The sequence below is a fragment of the Hydrogenophaga sp. RWCD_12 genome, assembly GCF_046604225.1.
GTDB lineage: Bacteria > Pseudomonadota > Gammaproteobacteria > Burkholderiales > Burkholderiaceae_C > Hydrogenophaga.
The window spans coordinates 1,203,746-1,222,139 of the sequence record NZ_JBKIXC010000001.1; the positions used below are offsets into that span (position 1 = coordinate 1,203,746).

General features: G+C 63.8%; 17 protein-coding genes and 1 tRNA gene. 5 read left to right on the plus strand and 13 right to left on the minus strand.

All coding sequences use genetic code 11. From position 1 onward, the window contains the following. Positions 1-25: 25 nt before the first annotated feature. From nusA to ACLIJ1_RS05710, 8 genes are all read right to left on the minus strand, one after another. Complete coding sequence (gene nusA / locus ACLIJ1_RS05675) at positions 26-1,525, minus strand: transcription termination factor NusA (protein ID WP_411364495.1); 1,500 nt, start codon at positions 1,523-1,525, stop codon at positions 26-28. A 46-nt stretch (positions 1,526-1,571) separates the two neighbouring features. Further along, the gene (gene rimP / locus ACLIJ1_RS05680; RefSeq protein ID WP_411364496.1) at positions 1,572-2,147 is read right to left on the minus strand and encodes a ribosome maturation factor RimP; all 576 of its coding nucleotides are present in this window, start codon (positions 2,145-2,147) and stop codon (positions 1,572-1,574) included. A gap of 157 nt (positions 2,148-2,304) precedes the next feature. Continuing rightward, positions 2,305-2,526, minus strand: coding sequence for a DUF2788 domain-containing protein (locus ACLIJ1_RS05685; RefSeq protein WP_411364497.1), 222 nt, complete (start codon positions 2,524-2,526; stop codon positions 2,305-2,307). 21 nt (positions 2,527-2,547) lie between these two features. Continuing rightward, positions 2,548-3,333 carry a DUF2189 domain-containing protein gene (locus ACLIJ1_RS05690; protein ID WP_411364498.1) on the minus strand — a complete coding sequence of 262 codons (786 nt, stop codon included), beginning with the start codon at positions 3,331-3,333 and terminating at the stop codon, positions 2,548-2,550. 77 nt (positions 3,334-3,410) lie between these two features. Continuing rightward, positions 3,411-5,006, minus strand: a complete 1,596-nt coding sequence (locus ACLIJ1_RS05695; protein ID WP_411364499.1) for an ABC transporter ATP-binding protein — start codon at positions 5,004-5,006, stop codon at positions 3,411-3,413. Continuing rightward, positions 5,003-6,031 carry an ABC transporter permease gene (locus ACLIJ1_RS05700; RefSeq protein WP_411364500.1) on the minus strand — a complete coding sequence of 343 codons (1,029 nt, stop codon included), beginning with the start codon at positions 6,029-6,031 and terminating at the stop codon, positions 5,003-5,005. The genes ACLIJ1_RS05695 and ACLIJ1_RS05700 overlap by 4 nt, the downstream gene beginning before the upstream one ends. 4 nt (positions 6,032-6,035) lie before the next feature. Continuing rightward, positions 6,036-7,061, minus strand: coding sequence for a microcin C ABC transporter permease YejB (locus ACLIJ1_RS05705; RefSeq protein WP_411364501.1), 1,026 nt, complete (start codon positions 7,059-7,061; stop codon positions 6,036-6,038). Between the two features lie 15 nt (positions 7,062-7,076). Next, positions 7,077-8,921, minus strand: a complete 1,845-nt coding sequence (locus ACLIJ1_RS05710; protein WP_411364502.1) for an extracellular solute-binding protein — start codon at positions 8,919-8,921, stop codon at positions 7,077-7,079. A gap of 38 nt (positions 8,922-8,959) precedes the next feature. On the opposite strand from ACLIJ1_RS05710, the gene fabI reads away from it, so the two are divergent. Both fabI and ACLIJ1_RS05720 read left to right on the plus strand, forming a co-directional pair. Beyond that, entirely contained in the window at positions 8,960-9,757 is a 798-nt protein-coding gene (gene fabI, locus ACLIJ1_RS05715) for an enoyl-ACP reductase FabI (RefSeq protein ID WP_411364503.1), read from the plus strand. 25 nt (positions 9,758-9,782) lie between these two features. After that, positions 9,783-10,664, plus strand: a complete 882-nt coding sequence (locus ACLIJ1_RS05720; protein WP_411364504.1) for a DNA ligase — start codon at positions 9,783-9,785, stop codon at positions 10,662-10,664. Positions 10,665-10,684: 20 nt separating this feature from the next. On the opposite strand, the gene ACLIJ1_RS05725 is transcribed toward ACLIJ1_RS05720, so the two are convergent. Both ACLIJ1_RS05725 and ACLIJ1_RS05730 read right to left on the minus strand, forming a co-directional pair. After that, positions 10,685-10,903 (minus strand): YdcH family protein, encoded by a 219-nt coding sequence (locus ACLIJ1_RS05725; protein WP_411364505.1) that lies wholly within the window; start codon positions 10,901-10,903, stop codon positions 10,685-10,687. A gap of 29 nt (positions 10,904-10,932) precedes the next feature. Beyond that, positions 10,933-13,215: an Orn/Lys/Arg decarboxylase N-terminal domain-containing protein gene (locus tag ACLIJ1_RS05730; RefSeq protein ID WP_411364506.1), complete on the minus strand. Its 2,283-nt coding sequence runs from the start codon at positions 13,213-13,215 to the stop codon at positions 10,933-10,935. 158 nt (positions 13,216-13,373) lie between these two features. Here ACLIJ1_RS05730 and ACLIJ1_RS05735 point away from each other — a divergent pair, with 158 nt between their 5' ends. The 3 genes from ACLIJ1_RS05735 to ACLIJ1_RS05745 all read left to right on the plus strand — a co-directional run bounded on the left by ACLIJ1_RS05735 (position 13,374) and on the right by ACLIJ1_RS05745 (position 14,898). Continuing rightward, complete coding sequence (locus ACLIJ1_RS05735; RefSeq protein ID WP_411364507.1) at positions 13,374-13,799, plus strand: NfeD family protein; 426 nt, start codon at positions 13,374-13,376, stop codon at positions 13,797-13,799. Positions 13,800-13,849: 50 nt separating this feature from the next. Continuing rightward, a complete protein-coding gene (locus ACLIJ1_RS05740) occupies positions 13,850-14,767 on the plus strand; it encodes an SPFH domain-containing protein (RefSeq protein ID WP_411364508.1) in 918 nt (305 codons plus the stop codon). A gap of 41 nt (positions 14,768-14,808) precedes the next feature. Then, positions 14,809-14,898 (plus strand) — tRNA-Ser (locus ACLIJ1_RS05745). 127 nt (positions 14,899-15,025) lie between these two features. Here ACLIJ1_RS05745 and ACLIJ1_RS05750 read toward each other — a convergent pair. From ACLIJ1_RS05750 to ACLIJ1_RS05760, 3 genes are all read right to left on the minus strand, one after another. Then, entirely contained in the window at positions 15,026-16,240 is a 1,215-nt protein-coding gene (locus ACLIJ1_RS05750; RefSeq protein ID WP_411364509.1) for a branched-chain amino acid ABC transporter substrate-binding protein, read from the minus strand. A 183-nt stretch (positions 16,241-16,423) separates the two neighbouring features. Continuing rightward, complete coding sequence (locus ACLIJ1_RS05755; protein WP_411364510.1) at positions 16,424-16,852, minus strand: DNA polymerase III subunit chi; 429 nt, start codon at positions 16,850-16,852, stop codon at positions 16,424-16,426. Between the two features lie 21 nt (positions 16,853-16,873). Next, positions 16,874-18,379, minus strand: coding sequence for a leucyl aminopeptidase (locus ACLIJ1_RS05760; protein WP_411364511.1), 1,506 nt, complete (start codon positions 18,377-18,379; stop codon positions 16,874-16,876). Positions 18,380-18,394 lie beyond the last annotated feature (15 nt).

Consider the following 18,394-nt stretch of genomic DNA (forward strand, 5'->3'; position numbering starts at 1 on the left):
TGTTCTCCGCTCAGGCCTGCTCGGTTCAGTTGGACGCAGGCGATTCCTCACCGGCGAACCAGTGAGCGCGGGCAAGCATGATCAGGGCGGTCGCCTCTTCAGGCGTCTGTCCGGTCATGTCGGTGAGTTCGTCGGTGGCCAGGTCGGCCAGCTCGTCGCGGGTGTGCACGCCGCCGTCGGCCAGCTTGGCGATCAGCTCGGGCGTGATGCCATCCAGGTCGCGCAGGTCCTGCGACACTTCTTCGACGCTTTCCTCGCGGGCGATTTCCATCGTCAGCAGGGCGTCCTTGGCACGCGCGCGCAGTTCGTTGACCGTGTCTTCGTCGAACGATTCGATCTCCAGCATTTCCTGCAGCGGCACATAGGCCACTTCTTCCAGGCTGGTGAAACCCTCTTCGATCAGGATGTCGGCGATTTCCTGGTCCACGTCCAGCTTGGCCATGAACAGCTTGCGGATGCCGTCGGCCTCTTCGGCCTGCTTCTGGGCCGACTCGTCGGCCGTCATGATGTTGATGCGCCAGCCCGTCAGCTCGGAAGCCAGACGCACATTCTGGCCACCACGGCCAATGGCGATCGCCAGGTTCTCTTCGTCGACCACGACGTCCATGGCATGCCGCTCTTCGTCCACCACGATGGAGACGACGTTGGCCGGGGCCAGGGCGCCGATCACGAACTGGGCCGGGTCTTCGGACCACAGCACAATGTCCACGCGCTCGCCAGCGAGCTCGTTGGTCACGCCGTTGACGCGCGAGCCACGCACGCCGACGCAGGTGCCGATGGGGTCAATGCGCTTGTCGTGCGACAGCACGGCGATCTTGGCGCGCGAGCCAGCGTCGCGGGCGCAGGTCTTGATCTCCAGCAGGCCCTGCTCGATCTCGGGCACTTCCTGGCGGAACAGCTCGATCATGAAGGCTGGGGCGGAACGCGACAGGATGATCGGTGCGCCGCGCAGCGTCAGGTCCACTTCCATGATCATGGCGCGCACGCGGTCGCCAGTGCGGAAGTTTTCCTTCGGGATCATTTCGCCGCGCTTGAGGCGGCCTTCGACGCGGCCGCTCTCGATGATCAGGTCGCCCTTGTCCATGCGCTTGACCGTGCCAACGAAGACCTTGTCGCCGCGCGACATGAAGTCGTTGAGCAGCATCTCGCGCTCTGCGTCGCGGATCTTTTGCAGGATCACCTGCTTGGCTGCCATGGCGCCGATGCGGCCGATCGGCACGCTTTCGACCGGCTTCTCGATGTAGTCGCCTTCTTCGATGTCGGCGATTTCATCGCGGGCATCGCTGAGCAGTTCTTCGGCGTCGGGATTCTGCAGACCGGCAGAGTCTGGCACCACCAGCCAGCGGCGGAAGGTTTCGTAGGCGCCCGAATCCGGGTCCATTGCCACGCGGATATCGACCTCGCCCTTGTAGAGCTTCTTGGTGGCCGAAGCCAGTGCCTGTTCGACGGCGCCGAGCACAACGTCGCGTTCGACGTTTTTCTCGCGCGAGATGGCATCGATCAGCATCAACATTTCGCGGTTCATATCACTCGCCTACCTTTCCGAAACTCTTCTCGAATCAAAAACAAACTCATGCGCCGTTGCCACGGCCCTTGAAATTCACAATCGGTGCCAGCCTGGCCTGCTGGACTTCGTCCAGCATGAAGCCCAGGGCCTGCAGGGGAGCCGGCACGCGCTTCTTGCTCACGCGCTGTCCGGGTTTGACCGGTGGCTCGTCGCTCCAGACGATCTGCCACGTCACCCCATCGGCGGCCCGCTCCAGCGTGCCGCGAAACTTCTTGCGGTTGGCGGCCACAGCGCCGCCGGTGGCGCCGATCGGCGCCTTCAATGTCAGGTCGACCAAGTGGCCGGTGAAGCGGATGTACTCCGCTTCGTGGCGCAGGGGCCGGTCGATGCCCGGCGAGCCCACTTCCAGGCGACGGTAATCCAGGCCTTCGACTTCCAGCAGATAGTGCAACTGGCGAGTCACTTTTTCGCAATCTTCCACCGTCACGAACTGCTCGGGAGCAGGTTCCACACCTTCGGCAGGCGCCTGCCAGGGCAGATCGATCGTCACGCGCAACAAGCCACCGGCGGAGCGCTCCACTTCCACCAGGTCAAAACCCAGTCCGGTCACGGTTTGTGCGATGGTGTCCTGCCAGCCCATTGGTTACGGTTCTTGCCTTGTTGGAAATGCGGGTTGTCGAAAGCGATCGGCCAAAAAAAATGGGCCGGTAGTTACCCGCCCATTTGGTCGTGAAGCTCGCATTGTACTCTTTTGGCAACCCCATATGCAAGATCGAGGCCTGATCTGCACACCTATTTCAGATGCCCAACACCCACTGAATGATGTTTTTGGCCAGAAAACCCATCATGCCCAGCGAGAGCACGAGAAAAATGATGAAGGTGCCGAACTTGCCTGCCTTGGATTCCAGGGCCAGGTTCAGCACGATGAAGAGCATGTACAGAATGAACGCACCGACACCGAAGGTGAGGCCGAACTGGGCGATCTGACCTTCGGTCAGACCAAATATCGTGTTTTCCATTTGACAGGGAAACGGTGCTGCTCAATGGGCCGGCACCGGCGCAGAAGACTTGGGAGCGGTAAGGTCGCGGTAGGCGTGCCAGCTGGCGTGGGCGATCACTGGAATGACGGGAATCAGCCCGAGCAGGCCAGTGACCATGCCCAGACCGACCAGCATGGCGATCAGAACTGCCCACCACACCAGCGGAGCCGGGTAGTCTGCCACGGCGCGCCAGCTGGCCGTGACCGCCATGCTGACCGGCACGCTTTTGTCGATCAGCATCGGGATGGCTACCACACTGGATGCAAATACAGGTGCCGCCAGTAGCGACCCCAGCACCAGCCAGGCTTCGAACAGCCCGACCTCCTTGACCAGGACGATGTGGCGGACAAAGTCGACCGGTTTGAGGATCGGGACCGGCGACCACAGGGTGATCAGGCCTGCCGACGTCATGACCCAGCCGGTTCCAGCCAGGCCGAGCAGAAAACCGAAGCGGACCAGGCGACCGTCGAACGAGCGCCAGAGGTTCAGAACGTCGCCCAGCCCTGCCTTGCGACCGGCCATGCGCTCGCGGCTGATGTGGTAGAGCCCGGTGGCCAGCACCGGCGCGACGATCAGGAAACCTGAGAAGGCGCCGGCCAGCAACCAGAAACGGTCGTGCGCCAGCCAAAGCAGAAACCAGCCAAAAATGGTCAACAACAGTCCGTGAAGCAGTCCGGGCAGCGGATTGGCGCGCAGATCTTCCCAGCCGCGCTCGATCCAGCGGGTGGGCGAAATCATGTCCACTGGCACGGGCCGTGTCGACGTGGACTTCAAGCTTGGGTTCATGGGCAGCGTTTGGTTGGGCGTGTGGTCAGTTGTGCTCGGCAAGGCGACGGACGCCGAGCCGATCCTAATTCATCGCCTCAGGATGCCGCCTGAACCAGCGCCTGGGTATAGGGGTTGCGCGGATGGTTCAGCACTTGCGCGACATCGCCGTGCTCGAGCACCTGCCCGTCCTTGAGCACCAGCACCTCGTGCGCCATGGCGCGGATCACCGCAATGTCGTGTGTGATCAGCAGATAGCTCAGGCCCCGTTCGCGCTGCAAGCGCTGCAACAAAGCCAGTACTTGTTGTTGAACGGTCACGTCCAGCGCGCTGGTCGGCTCGTCGAGCACCAGCAGGCTGGGGTCCACGATCAGCGCCCTGGCGATGGCCAGTCGCTGGCGCTGGCCGCCAGAGAACTCGTGCGGATAACGGTCCAGCCAGTCGTCGGCCTGTGCAGGCTCCGTGGTCAGGCCGACGTCGGCCAGCGCCATGGTGACCCGTTGACGTCGTTGCACCGCGCTCAGTTCCGGCGCGTGGATGCTCAGGCCCTCCCCCACGATCTGCTCGACCGTCATGCGCGGGGACAGCGACGAAAACGGGTCCTGGAACACCACCTGCACCCGACGGCGCAGCGCTTTTTCCTTGCCTTCGGCTTTGGCCTGCTGCCATTCGGTGTCTGCCACGCGCAGCCGGCCTTCGTGCGGCAACAGACCCAGTGCCGCCAGCGCCAGCGTCGACTTGCCGGACCCGGATTCGCCCACCACGCCCAGCGTGGTTCCGGCCGGGATCGCAAAGTCGGCCGAAGCCAGGGCCACAAAGGAACCGCTGCGGAACCAGCCCCGCACGCCAGCGATGGGCACCGGGTAGGACACGCGCAGTCCTTCGGCGCGCAGCACCTCGGGCGCGCCGGGCTGGGGCTCGACCACGTCGCGCCGTGCTTCGCTGGCCAGGAGCCGCCGTGTGTAGGCGTGGGCCGGTGCGGCGTAGACCGAGGCGACGGCGCCCTGTTCCACCAGATGGCCCTTTTCCATCACCGCCACCCGGTCGGCAAAGCGCCGCACCAGGTTCAGGTCGTGGGTAATCAGCAGCACCGCCATGCCGTGTTGGCGCTGCAGGTCGCTGAGCAGGTCGAGGATCTGGGCCCGCACCGTGACATCCAGTGCCGTGGTCGGCTCGTCGGCGATCAGCAGCTGCGGTTCGCTGGCCAAGGCCATTGCGATCATGGCGCGCTGGCGCTGGCCACCGCTGAGCTGGTGTGGAAATGCACCCGCGCGCCGGGCGGGTTCGGGAATGCCGGTGGACGCCAGCAACTCGATGGTTGAGGCTTTGGCCTGGGTCGAGGTCAGCCCGCGCTTGAGCTGCAGAACCTCGGCGATCTGTTCCCCCACGCTGTACAGCGGGTTCAGCGCGGTCATGGGTTCCTGGAAGACCACGGCAATGCGGTCGCCGCGCAAGCCGCGCAGCGCGTGTTCGTCCAGCGCCAGCAGGTTCTGGCCTTCAAACACCGCCGAGCCACCGATCTCGGCGTTGTGCAGCAGGCGCAGCAGCGACAGCGCCGACACCGTCTTGCCTGAGCCTGATTCACCGACCAGTGCCAACTTTTCGCCCTTGTCCAGCGAAAAGTCGATGCCATGCACGACCTCATTCCCGCCAAACGAAACGGTCAGGCCGCGGACATCCAGCAACACACTCATCGCTCCGCCTTTCTGGGGTCCAGCGCATCGCGCAGCGCGTCGCCCATAAAGGTCAGCAGCAGCAAGGTCACCACCAGCACACCGAAGGTCGAGATCGAAATCCACCAGGCGTCGATGTTGTTCTTGCCTTGGCTCAGCAGTTCGCCCAGCGACGGCGTGCCCGGTGGCACACCCAGGCCGAGGAAATCGAGCGAGGTCAGCGCCAGGATGGATGCGCTCATGCGGAATGGCAAAAAGGTCACGACCGGTGTCAGGCTGTTGGGCAGCACATGGCGCCAGATGATCTGTCCGTTGGACAGTCCCATGGCCCGCGCGGCGCGCACATAGTCCATCTGCCGGTTGCGCAGGAACTCGGCCCGCACGTAGTCCGACAACCCCATCCAGCCGAACAGGCTCAGCAGCACCAGCAGCAAGCCGATGCTGGGAGACAGCACGGCCGAGAAGATGATCAGGAGGTAAAGCTCCGGCATCGACGACCAGATCTCGATGAAGCGCTGGAATGCCAGGTCGGTCTTCCCGCCATAGAAGCCCTGGACTGCGCCGGTCACCACGCCGAGCACCGTGCCGATGACCATCAGCGCCAGACCAAACAGCACGCTGACCCGGAAGCCGTAGATCAGCTGCGCCAGCAGGTCGCGCCCCCGGTCGTCGGTGCCCAGCCAGTTGTCTGCGGTCGGGCGCGAAGGGTTGGGCTCCTTGGCGAAGTAGTTGAGCGTCTTGGGGCCATAGGGGTTGGGTGCATAGATCGCCCAGTTGCCGTTCTGCGTGATCCGGTCGCGGATGTAGGGGTCGAGATAGTCCGTGGGCGACCCGAAATCGCCGCCGAAGGTGGTCTCCGGCAGCTCCTGCACGATGGGGAAATAGGTCTTGCCTTCGTAGCGCACGACCAGCGGCCGGTCGTTCGACAGCACCTCGGCAAACAGGCTCAGCACCACCAGGCTGCAGAAAATCACCAGGCTCCAGTAGCCCTGGCGGTTGCGCTTGAACCGCTGCCAGGCGCGTCGGGAGGGAGACATTGAAGCCATGGCGTCAGTCGAATTTCACGCGCGGATCGACCCACACGTAGCAGAGATCGGACACCAGCTTGGTGACCAGACCAATCAGGGTGAACAGGAACAGCGTGCCCAGCACCACCGGGTAGTCGCGCCGGATCACACTCTCGTAACCCAGCAGGCCCAGCCCGTCGAGCGAGAACTGGGTCTCGATCAGCAGCGCACCGGTGAAGAAGGCACCGATGAAGGCGGCCGGAAATCCGGTCACGATCGGGATCAGCGCATTGCGGAACACATGCTTCCACAGCACCTGCCTCTCGCTCAGACCCTTTGCAAACGCGGTCATCACGTACTGCTTGCGGATCTCTTCAAGAAAAGCGTTCTTGGTCAGCATCGCCGTCACCGCAAAGCTGCCCAGCACCATGGCCGTCACCGGCAGCGTGATGTGCCACAGGTAGTCGACGATGCGCGCGCCCCAGGAAAGCTCCTCCCAGTTCGATGAGGTCAGCCCGCGCAGCGGGAACCACTGCAACTGCCCGCCGAAGATCACCAGCAGCGCCACACCCAGCACGAAACCTGGGATCGCATAGCCCACCAGCACCAGCATCGTGGTCACCAGATCGAAGCGCGAACCCGCCCTCACCGCCTTGAACACGCCCAGCGGCACGGCGACCAGGTAGCTGATGAAGAAGGTCCATAGCCCCAGGCTGACCGACACCGGCAGCTTCTCGATGATGAGCTGCGACACCGCCTTGTTCTGGAAGAAGCTGGTGCCCAGGTCGAAGCGCGCGAACTGCCCCAGCATCTGGAAGAAGCGCTCGTGCGCGGGCTTGTCGAAGCCGTAGAGCGCCTTGATCTGCTCCAGCCGTTTGGGGTCCACCCCCTGCGCCCCGCGGTAGACGGAGCCACCCTCGGCGCCCACGCCCTTGCCCGCCTTGGCCTCGGCCAGGTACTGCTCGACCGGACCGCCCGGCACGAACTGGATCACGACGAAGGTCAGCAGCAGCACGCCGAACAGCGTCGGGATCATCAGCAGCAAGCGTTTGAAGATATAGGACCACATGTCTGTACCACCCCATCAGGGCTTGCTCCACCAGGTATCGATCGCCCAGTCTTCGCCGGCGGCGTATGGGGGCATGGCTTCCGGGCGGCCCAGCCGCCAGGCGTTGTAGACCATGCGGTGGGTGCTGGCAGACCACTGCGGCACCAGATAGTGGCTGTGCGTGATCACGCGTTCCAGTGCATGGCAGGCGGCCAGGAATTCGGGCCGGGTGTCCGCACCGATCATGCGCCCGATCAGCGCATCGACCGCCGGGCTCTTCACGCCGGCCATGTTGCCCGAGTCTTCGGTGTCCGCCGCCTTGCTCCCGAAAAGGTCGGCGTATTCCGGTCCCGGGTTGTGGGTGCCACCGAAGGCCAGCGACGTGATCTCGAAGTTGAAGGTCTGCAGGCGCTGCTGGTAAAGCGCGAAGTCGACCGGCCGGAACTTCAGTTCCACGCCCAGCTTTTCCAGGTTGCGCGACCACGGCGTGACCGTACGTGCACCGGTCTCCTGGCTGTCGAGATATTCGAGCACCATGGCCTGCCCTTTGGCGTTGCGCAATGCGCCATCCCGCACCGTCCATCCGGCCTCGCGCAGCAAGGCCTGCGCCTTGCGCAGGTTGCCCCGCAGGGAGTCGCTGCCGTCGGTGCGCGGCGCGCGGTAGACCGGGCCGAACACCGCCGGTGGCAACTGTTTGCGCCACGGCTCCAGCAGCGCCAGCTCGGCCGGTCCCGGCGAACCGTCGGCCGCACAGTCGGTGTTGCCGAACAGGCCTTGCACCCTCTGGTAGCCGCCGTAGAACATCTGGCGGTTCATCCATTCATAGTCCAGCGCCAGGCCCAGCGCTTCCCGCACCCGGATGTCGTCCAGCGGCGGGCGGCGGGTGTTGAGCACATAGCTCTGGAACCCTGTAGGCAGCTTGTGGGTGAACTCGGCCTTGACCAGTTCACCGGTGTCGAAGCGCTTGCCGTTGACGCGCCGTGCCCAGTCGCCGGCGGAGAAGAAGCGCATCAGGTCGAACTCGCCCGCCTTGAGTGCCTCCAGGCGCGCGGTGCCGTCCTTGTAGATCTTGACCGTGATGCGGTCGAAGTTGGCCGTGCCGCGGCGTACCGGCAGGTCGCGCGCCCAGTACTTCGGGTCGCGCACATAGGTGATGTCCTTGCCGAACCGCACCGGCCCGATCTTGTACGGCCCGCTGCCGATGGGAATGTCCATCACCACCTGGTCGAAGCCCTTGCGCTGCCCGGTCTTCGGGTCCTTCTCGTCGCCCCAGGCCCGGCTGAACACCGGCAGGCCACCCACCGTCAGCGGCAGTTCGCGGTTGAACTTCTTGAACCGGAAACGCACCGTGCGGTCGTCGATCACGTCCGCGCCGGCGACGTCTTCCAGAATCGTCTTGAACGCGGGCGAGGTGTGGGGGCCGACGAGCGTGTCGTAGCTGTGCTTCACATCGGCTGCCAGCACCGGCTGGCCATTGTGGAAACGGGCCTCGGGCCGCAGCCTGAAGGTGACCGAGAGGCGGTCGGATGCCAGACTGACATCCTGCGCGAGCAGCCCGTAGGCTGCACCGGTCTCGTCCAGTGCGCTGGCCAGCAGGCTGTCGAACATCAGGTTGGACAGATAGGCCGGCGCTGAGCCGCGCTGGGTGAACGGGTTGTATTTGTCGAAGGTCGAGACCCGCAGGTTGCTCACCAGCCGCAGCTCACCACCCTTGGGCGCCTGCGGGTTGACGTAGGCAAAGTGCTGGAAATCCGCCGGATAACGCAGTTCGCCCCACAGTGCGTAGCCGTGCGCGGCCCAGGCCGGTACGGCCAGAACACCCAGAGCCAGCAGGATCAGCGGACGCAACAGACGGGGAAGCCGGACACGGGGGACATGCATGCGACAATTCTGCTGGAATTTTTTCTGGAGTCCGAACAATGGGTTTTCTCGCCGGCAAGAAACTGCTGATCACGGGCGTGCTGTCCAACCGGTCCATCGCCTACGGCATTGCCAAGGCCTGTCATGCACAAGGCGCCGAGCTGGCTTTCAGCTACGTGGGTGAGCGGTTCAAGGAACGTATCACCGAATTCGCCGCCGATTTCAATTCGAGCCTGATCTTTGATTGCGACGTCGGCGACGACGCGCAGATCGAAAAGCTGTTTGCCGACCTGTCGCAGACCTGGCCGACCTTTGACGGCTTCGTGCACAGCATCGGTTTCGCGCCCCGCGAAGCGATTGGTGGTGATTTCCTCGACGGGCTGACGCGCGAGAACTTCCGCATCGCCCACGACATCAGCGCCTACAGCTTCCCCGCCATGGCCAAGGCGTCCCTGCCCTACCTGAATCCCAACGCCGCGTTGCTGACGCTGAGCTACCTGGGCGCGCTGCGGACCATTCCGAACTACAACACCATGGGTCTGGCCAAGGCCAGCCTGGAAGCCAGCGTGCGCTATCTGGCCGAATCGCTCGGCCCGCGTGGCATGCGCGTCAACGGCATCAGCGCCGGCCCGATCAAGACCCTGGCCGCCAGTGGCATCAAGGACTTCGGCAAGCTGCTGGGTTATGTGGCCGCAGCCTCGCCGCTGCGCCGCAACGTGACCATCGAAGACGTCGGCAATGTGGCTGCTTTCCTGCTGTCGGACCTGGCTTCGGGCGTGACGTCTGAAATCACCTACGTCGATTGCGGCTTCAGCCAGACTGCCGGCATCAGCCGCGACAGCGAATCGGTCGCCTGACCGGACTCTGGGCGTTTTCGACACCATGACTGGCACCGGTCGCCGCGGCTTTCTGGCTGCGCTCGCCGGTGCTTTTTTGTGCCCGCTCGTTTCACTGGCGGAAACGGCCGCGCCGTCGCTGATGCTGGCCGGCAAGTACCACCCTGGCCTGGACTTGGGCGCGTACTGGGTCAGCGAGAAATACGATGGCGTGCGCGGCTACTGGGATGGCAAGCAGCTGTGGTCGCGCGGTGGCGAGCGACTGAACCCACCCGCCTGGTTCATCGAGGGGTGGCCCGCAGAGCCCATGGATGGAGAGCTCTGGGCCGGACGTGGTGGTTTTGAACACGCCAGCGGTACCGTCCGGCAGCAGCAGCCCGACGATGCGGCCTGGCGCCAGATGCGGTTCATGGTGTTTGACCTGCCAGCACACCCTGGGGTGTTCGATGCCCGGCTCCAGGCCTATCAGGCCCTGGTGGCGCGGTTGAACCGCACCTGGGTGGTCGCGGTGCCTCAGCAGCGCATTGACAGCCATGAAGCGCTGCAGCGCCAGCTCAAGGCAGTCGTCCGCGCTGGCGCCGAAGGCCTGATGCTGCACCGCGGTGATTCCCTGTATCGCGCGGTGCGCGGCGAAGACCTCGTGAAGCTCAAACCGTTTGACGACGCCGAAGCCAGGGTGCTGGCTCACCTGCCGGGCAAAGGCAAACATGCCGGGCGCCTGGGTGCGCTGGAAGTGGAAACCCCGGAAGGACTGCGGTTCCGCCTGGGCAGTGGTTTCACGGATACCCAGCGGGAGCATCCGCCCGCCGTCGGTGCCTGGGTCACCTACCGCTACCGGGGGCTGCACGACAGCGGCTTGCCACGCTTCGCCACCTACCTGCGGGAACGCCCGGACTTCAAGCCGCCAAAACAGAACAGCCCGCGCTGAGCGGGCTGTTTGCTGGAGGTTCAGGTGTTGGCCACCTGCCGAAGGTGGGCGTAGATCTGGTCCTTGAGGGCCAGTTTTTCCTTCTTCAGCCGCTCGATCTCGACGGTGGTGGCCGGCTGGATGTGCGCCTCCATGTTCTTGATCTCCTGGTCCAGCTCGTTGTGCTTGTCGAACAGGCGGGTGAAATGGTGGTCGTGGCCCTTGAGGCGGGTGATCAGGTCGCGGTATTCGGGAAACATCGGTGCTCCTCTGGGTTTGGAGCCCCAGCTTACCCCGCCTTCACGCAGTCCGCAAAGTACCGCACCACGCCGTCGGCACCGGTCTCCTGCACCAGACCGTGGATATCGGTCTCAAAACCCGGGCACTCGCGCGCGAACTCGCGGTTGAACTTGAGGTAGTCCACGATCTTCTTGTTGAACACCTCGCCCGGGATCAGCAGCGGGATGCCCGGCGGGTACGGTGTCACCAGACTGGTGGTGATGCGGCCTTCCAGATCGTCGATCGGCACGCGCTGCGTGGTGCGATGGGCAATGTGGGCGAACGCATCACTAGGCTTCATGGCCGGTGTGTGGTCGCTCAGGTACATGTCGGTGGTCAGGCGCGCGATGTCGTACTTGGCGTAGAGCTGGTGCACGTGCTGGCAGAGGTCTCTCAACCCCATCTGTTCATAGCGCACCTGCTTGGCGCAGAACTCCGGCATGATTCGCCACATCGGCTGGTTCTTGGCGTAGTCGTCCTTGAACTGCTGCAGCGCGGTCAGCAGCGTGTTCCAGCGGCCCTTGGTGATGCCGATGGTGAACATGATGAAGAACGAGTACAGGCCGGTCTTCTCGACCACCACACCGTGCTCGGCCAGGAACTTGGTCACTATGGAGGCCGGGATGCCGGTGGGCTCGAAACGGCCGTCCAGGTTGAGGCCCGGTGTGACGATGGTCGCCTTGATCGGGTCCAGCATGTTGAAGCCTGGCGCCATGTCGCCGAAACCGTGCCAGTCCTCTTCGGTGTCGCGCTCGTCCTTCTTGCGGTTGAGCACCCAGTCGCTGGCGCGGCCGATGCCTTCGTCCACGAGTTCGTCCGGACCCCAGACCTGGAACCACCAGTCGTCGTCGCCGAACTCGGCATCGATCTGGCGCATGGCGCGGCGGAAGTCCAGCGCCTCGGCAATGCTCTCTTCCACCAGCGCGGTGCCGCCGGGCGGCTCCATCATGGCGGCCGCCACGTCGCAGCTGGCGATGATGCTGTACTGCGGGCTGGTGCTGGTGTGCATCAGGTAGGCCTCGTTGAAGAGGTGGCGGTCCAGTTTGGTGCTCTGAGAGTCCTGCACCAGCACGTGGCTGGCCTGGCTGATGCCGGCCAGCAGCTTGTGGATGGACTGCGTGGCGTACACCACCGACTTCTGCGGGCGCGCCCGCTTCTTGCCCATGGCGTGGAAAGTGCCGTAGAACGGGTGGAAGGCGGCGTGCGGCAACCAGGCTTCATCGAAGTGCAGGTTCTCGACGTAGCCATCCAGCAGGTTCTTGATGGTCTCGGTGTTGTAGAGCACGCCGTCGTAGGTCGACTGCGTCAGCGTCAGGATGCGCGGCTTGACCTTCTCGGCATCCACGCCGGCCAGCAGCGGGTTGGCTCGGATCTTGGCCTGGATGGCCTCGATCTCGAACTCGGCCTGAGGGATCGGACCGATGATCCCGTAGTGGTTGCGCGTGGGCTTGAGGAAGACGGGAATCGCGCCCGTCATGATGATCGAGTGCAGGATGGACTTGTGGCAGTTGCGGTCCACCACGACCACATCGCCCGGCGCCACCGTGTGGTGCCAGACCATCTTGTTCGACGTGGACGTACCGTTGGTCACGAAGTAGCAGTGGTCGGCGTTGAAGATGCGCGCCGCGTTGCGTTCGCTGGCGCCGATCGCGCCGTTGTGGTCCAGCAGCTGGCCCAGCTCTTCCACGGCGTTGCACACGTCCGCGCGCAGCATGTTCTCACCATAGAACTGGTGGTACATCTGGCCCACCGGGCTCTTGAGGAACGCGACGCCGCCCGAGTGGCCAGGGCAGTGCCACGAGTACGAACCGTCTTCCGCATAGTCCAGCAGCGCCTTGAAGAACGGCGGCTGGATGCCTTCGAGGTAGCTCTTGGCCTCGCGGATGATGTGGCGCGCCACGAACTCGGGCGTGTCCTCGAACATGTGGATGAAGCCGTGCAGCTCGCGCAGGATGTCGTTGGGCAGGTGGCGGCTGGTCTTGGTCTCGCCGTGCACATAAATAGGCACTTCGGCGTTCTTGCGGCGCACTTCGTCGATGAAGTTGCGCAGGTTCAGCACGGCCGGGTCCAGGTCCGGACCGGGCGTGAACTCTTCGTCGTCGATGGACAGGATGAAGGCGCTGGCGCGGGACTGCTGTTGCGCAAACTGCGAGAGATCCCCGTAACTGGTGACACCGACAACCTCGAAGCCCTCGGTTTCGATCGCCTGCGCGAGCGCGCGAATGCCCAGGCCGGAAGTGTTCTCCGAGCGGAAGTCCTCGTCGATGATGACGATGGGGAAGCGGAATTTCATCGGGGATCTCCTGCCGGACCGGTCCGGGGCAGCATGGGTGGAAGTGGGAAGCGGGCAAGTGTACGGAAATCGGTGGGCGCCGTAATTTTGGTTCATCCTTTTGGCGCAGAATGTGGCGCACGCCAGACAGGCGTGGTTCTGAACACTGAGGGGTTTTCATGGCCGAGTCGACTGTGTGGTGGCTGCTGGCGGCGGCGATGGTCGCGCTGGAGCTGTTCACCGGGACCTTTTATCTGTTGATGCTGTCCATTGGCTTGGCCGCTGGAGCCTTGGCGGCGCACCTGGGCCTTTCCGAGACCACGCAACTGGTGGTGGCTGCTCTGGTTGGCTCCTCCGCTGTGGTGCTCTGTCACCTGGTCAAGCGACGGCGCAACGGCGATCCGTCCGTGCGCTCACTGCGCAGCGTCAATCTCGACATCGGCGAAACGCTGCAGGTTGACCACTGGCAACCCGACGGAACGGCGCAGGTGCGCTACCGGGGTGCGCAGTGGACCGTCGTGCTGGCACCTGGCCAGACCGCGGCACCGGGCACCTACCGAATCAACGAGCTGGTGGGAAGCCGGCTGCAGGTCGAACAGGCCTGACCCTTCATTGCTGCCTTCGAACTCCAACTTTCACTGCACAGGGACACTTCATGGAAATTGCCATTCTTCTTTTTGTCATCGCTGCGATCTTCATCGTCCGTGCGGTCAAGGTCGTGCCGCAGCAGAACGCCTGGGTGGTCGAACGCCTGGGCAAGTACAACTCGACCCTGGCTCCCGGCCTGAATTTCCTGGTGCCCTTCGTCGACAAGGTTGCCTACAAGCACAGCTTGAAGGAGATCCCGCTCGACGTGCCCAGCCAGATCTGCATCACACGCGACAACACACAACTGCAGGTCGACGGCATCCTGTATTTCCAGGTCACCGATCCGATGCGGGCCAGCTACGGCTCGTCGAACTACATCGTCGCCGTGACCCAGCTGGCGCAGACCTCGCTGCGATCGGTGATCGGCAAGCTGGAACTCGACAAGACCTTCGAAGAGCGCGACATCATCAACGCGCAGGTGGTGCAGGCGATCGACGAGGCGGCGCTCAACTGGGGTGTCAAGGTGTTGCGCTACGAGATCAAGGACCTGACACCGCCCAAGGAGATCCTGCACGCCATGCAGGCCCAGATCACGGCCGAACGCGAGAAGCGCGCCCTGATCGCAGCGTCCGAAGGTCGCCGCCAGGAGCAGATCAACATTGCTACCGGCGAACGCGAAGCCTTCATTGCCCGCTCGGAAGGCGAAAAGCAAGCGGCCATCAACAAGGCGCAGGGTGAAGCGGCATCGATCACGGCCGTGGCAGATGCCACTGCGCAGGCGATCGAGCGCATCGCGGCCGCCATCCAGCAGCCTGGAGGTGAGCAGGCCGTGCAGCTGAAGGTGGCAGAGCGCGCTGTGGATGCCTACGGCAAGGTTGCCGCCGACGCCACCACCACCCTGATCGTTCCAGGCAACATGAGCGAAGTTTCCGCACTGATCGGCTCGGCCATGCAGATGGTCGGCACGACAAAAGCCAGGGGCTGAGAAAAACAGTCTCTCTGGCCTGCTACAATCGCAGGCTTCGCGGAGAGGTGGATGAGCGGTTTAAGTCGCACGCCTGGAAAGCGTGTGTGGGCTAATCCCCACCGCGGGTTCGAATCCCGCCCTCTCCGCCACGAACCCTGAAAGCCACCCTTGCGGTGGCTTTCTTTTTGGGCGTCGCCAGCTGAGCGACACCAACTCACCGCACCAAAGAAAAAGGCCGCCCGAAGGCGGCCTTTGTTCTGGTCGGATCAACCGTGATCAGCGGATCACAGCCAGTTCCGCACGCTTGCCACCCTTGTAGGTGTACAGCGTCAGGGCACCGTTCTTGATGTCGCCCTTTTCGTCAAAGGCGATCGTGCCGGTCACGCCCTTGTAGTTGGATTCCTTCAGCTTGGGCAAGTACTTGGCCGGCTCGGAGGAATCGGCAGCCTTCATTGCTTCGACCATCACCTTGACGGAGTCGTACACGTAGGGAGCGTAAACCTGGACGTCGGCGTTGTACTTGGCCTTGAAGTCAGCCTTGAACTTTTCCATGCCAGCCTTGGCTTCGCCTTCGACGCCACCGGCTTCCGCGCAGTAGACCTGCTCGTCGGACAGGCCGTCGCCAGCCAGATCCACCAGGCCGGACGAGCAAATGCCGTCGCCGCCCATGAACTTGGCCTTGATGCCTAGTTGCTTCATCTGCTTGAGCATCGGACCTGCAACAGCGTCCATGCCGCCGAAGAACACGATGTCGGGCTTCTTGGCCTTCAGCGTGGTCAGGATGGCGTTGAAGTCGGTAGCCTTGTCGTTCGTGAATTCACGACCGACCAGCTTGCCGCCAGCAGCGGTCACGCCCTTTTCGAACTCGTCGGCGACGCCTTGGCCGTAGGCAGTGCGGTCGTCGATGACGGCGATGCTCTTGCCCTTGAGCGTGGCCACGGCGTACTTGCCGAGGGTGCCACCCAGGTGCACGTCGTCAGCCACGACGCGGAACGCGCCAGCGTAGCCCTGACGGGTGTACTTGGGGTTGGTGGCCGAGGGGGAGATCTGCGGGATGCCAGCGTCGTTGTAGATCTGCGAGGCCGGGATGGTGGTGCCGGAGTTCAGGTGACCGATCACGCCATTGACCTTGGCGTCGACCAGCTTCTGGGCAGCGGCGGTACCTTGTTTCGGATCTGCAGCGTCGTCTTCGGCCAGCAGTTCGAACTTGGCAGGCTTGCCACCGATGGTGATGTTGGCGGCGTTCAGCTCGTCAATGGCCATGCGGGCGCCGTTTTCGTTGTCCTTGCCGAGGTGGGCGATGGCGCCGCTGGTGGGGCCGACGTGACCGATCTTGATGACGCCATCGGCGGCAGGTGCCGGAGCCGGGGCGGCTGCAGCGGGAGCCGGAGCAGGCGCAGGGGCTGCGGCAGGTGCGGCCTCTTCTTTTTTGCCACAAGCGGCCAGGGCGACAGCCGCAGCGATAACGGCCAGTTTCAGGTTCAGTTGCATAGACATCCTCGGAAAGGAGTTAATTTTGGAATGCGGAGGGAACTTTTTTTCTCCACGCCCATAAAGATACTCCAATTCTTACGATGTTTCGCGATGAGCGGCCCTTTGGCGCAAAGAGTTCGAGGGTTTGCACCGAGTCTCATCACCGCATTGCATGGCCCATAAGACCGGTGCATGTACCGTTCAGACCTCGCCACGGGACGAGAGATCGACCGCCTGGGGCGTGAAGCCGGCATTGCGGTACTGCTTCCAGCGCACGCGGGCCTGTTCCCTTGCAGCCTCCTGCACACCGACCACCTCGATGATCCGATCAAAGGCGGCCGCGTTCTCGGGCATCCGCGGCGACAGGTTCACCAGAACCACTTCAGCCCCGTGGTCGCTGGCACCAAGCAGGATCGGGGTGTGCTTGCGGACATGGGCGGGTGCTGAGCTGCGTGCATGCGGCACGAAGTCGCGCTGCTCCATCAGCCACAAGGCGCGGTCCAGGGCCACCAGTTGCTCTTCGTCCGCCACCACCCGGACGCGCGCGCCCTTGGCGTAGGCTTTGCGCAGCAGCCGGCATACGTATGCATCAGCGTCCGGCACGTTCAGGTGGAAGGAAACCTCTGTCATGGACCGCGTCGGAATCGCACCTTAACCGCGGCGCGCGCGGACAGAGGGGCGCGTGACTGGCTTGGTTTTGGTGTCGGGAACGGCGGCCAGATCGGCAAGGTACTGCACCAGCAGACCCACCGGTCGACCGGTGGAACCTTTGGCCGCGCCGCTCTTCCAGGCCGTCCCCGCGATGTCCAGGTGTGCCCAGGGCAAGTCACCGACAAACTTCTGGAGGAACTTGGCGGCACTGACAGCACCGCCTGCGCGGCCGGCCACATTGGCGACATCGGCGAAATTGGACTTGAGGCCCTCCGCGTAGTCATCGTCCAGCGGCAGGCGCCAGCACAGGTCGAGCGAACGTTCACCAGCGCTTTGCAGCGCGCCGGCCAGTTCGTCCTGGTTGGAGAACAGTCCCGAACGCACCCCGCCCAAAGCGATCATGCAGGCGCCCGTCAGCGTCGCGATGTCGATCACGCTGCGCGGCTTGAACCGCGCCGCATAGGTGAGCGCGTCGCACAGGATGAGTCGACCCTCGGCGTCGGTATTGAGGATCTCGATCGTCTGACCGCTCATGCTGGTCACGACATCGCCCGGCTTGATGGCCAGGCCGTCCGGCATGTTTTCACAGGCGGGGATCAGCCCGACGACGTTCACGGCTGGCTGAAGTTCCGCCAGCGCCGCAAAGGTGCCCAGCACGCTGGCCGCACCACCCATGTCGAACTTCATCTCGTCCATCTCAGGGGCCGGCTTGATCGAGATTCCACCGGTGTCGAACGTGATGCCCTTGCCGACCAGCACGACAGGTGCACTGCTCTTGGCTGCGCCGTGGTACTGCATGACGATGAAGCGCAGCGGCTGGGCAGAGCCTTGCGCCACCGCCATGAAAGCGCCCATGCCCAGCGCAGCAACTTCCTTGGGGCCGAGCACTTCTGTCTTGATGCGGGGTTTTCGTCCCAGCTTGCGGGCGACGTCGGCAAGCTGGCTGGGCGTGGAGTGGTTGGCTGGCCGGTTGGCCCATTCCTTGGCCAGCTCCACGCCAGTCACCAGCGCCTGCCCCATCCGCAGGCTGTCCTTGGCCGCCGCGGCGTCGCGCACGCCCAGCAGGACTTCCTTGATTTCTCTGGCTTTCGCCGAGGGCTTGGTGGTCACATAGGAATAGCTCGCCTCCGACATCGCCGTCATCACGGTCCGGACACCGGCTGTGTCGTCTGTCAGCAGGGACAAAAGGACGCCCGCCTTCTTGACGCCAGGAGCCTTGACCGCTGCAAGTCCCGCAGTCACCGCCTTGCGCACTGCGCCCGCAGCGCCATCGCCCGCGCGCACAAGCACCAGCCGTGCGGCCTTGATTCCCTGGGCCCGATAGACAAACAGAGACTTGCCCACGCCGGTTTCCAGATCCCCCCGGCGCGAGACGTCCCTGACGAGGTCGGTCAAAGGGTCTTCACCGTGTACCGACTTGAGGTCGTCGGGCACCAACACGATGAGTGCATCGAGTGCCGATTGGGCAGCCTGGGCGGCGGAAAGGGATTTGAGTTCGAAGTCCATAATTGCGGCTTTCCT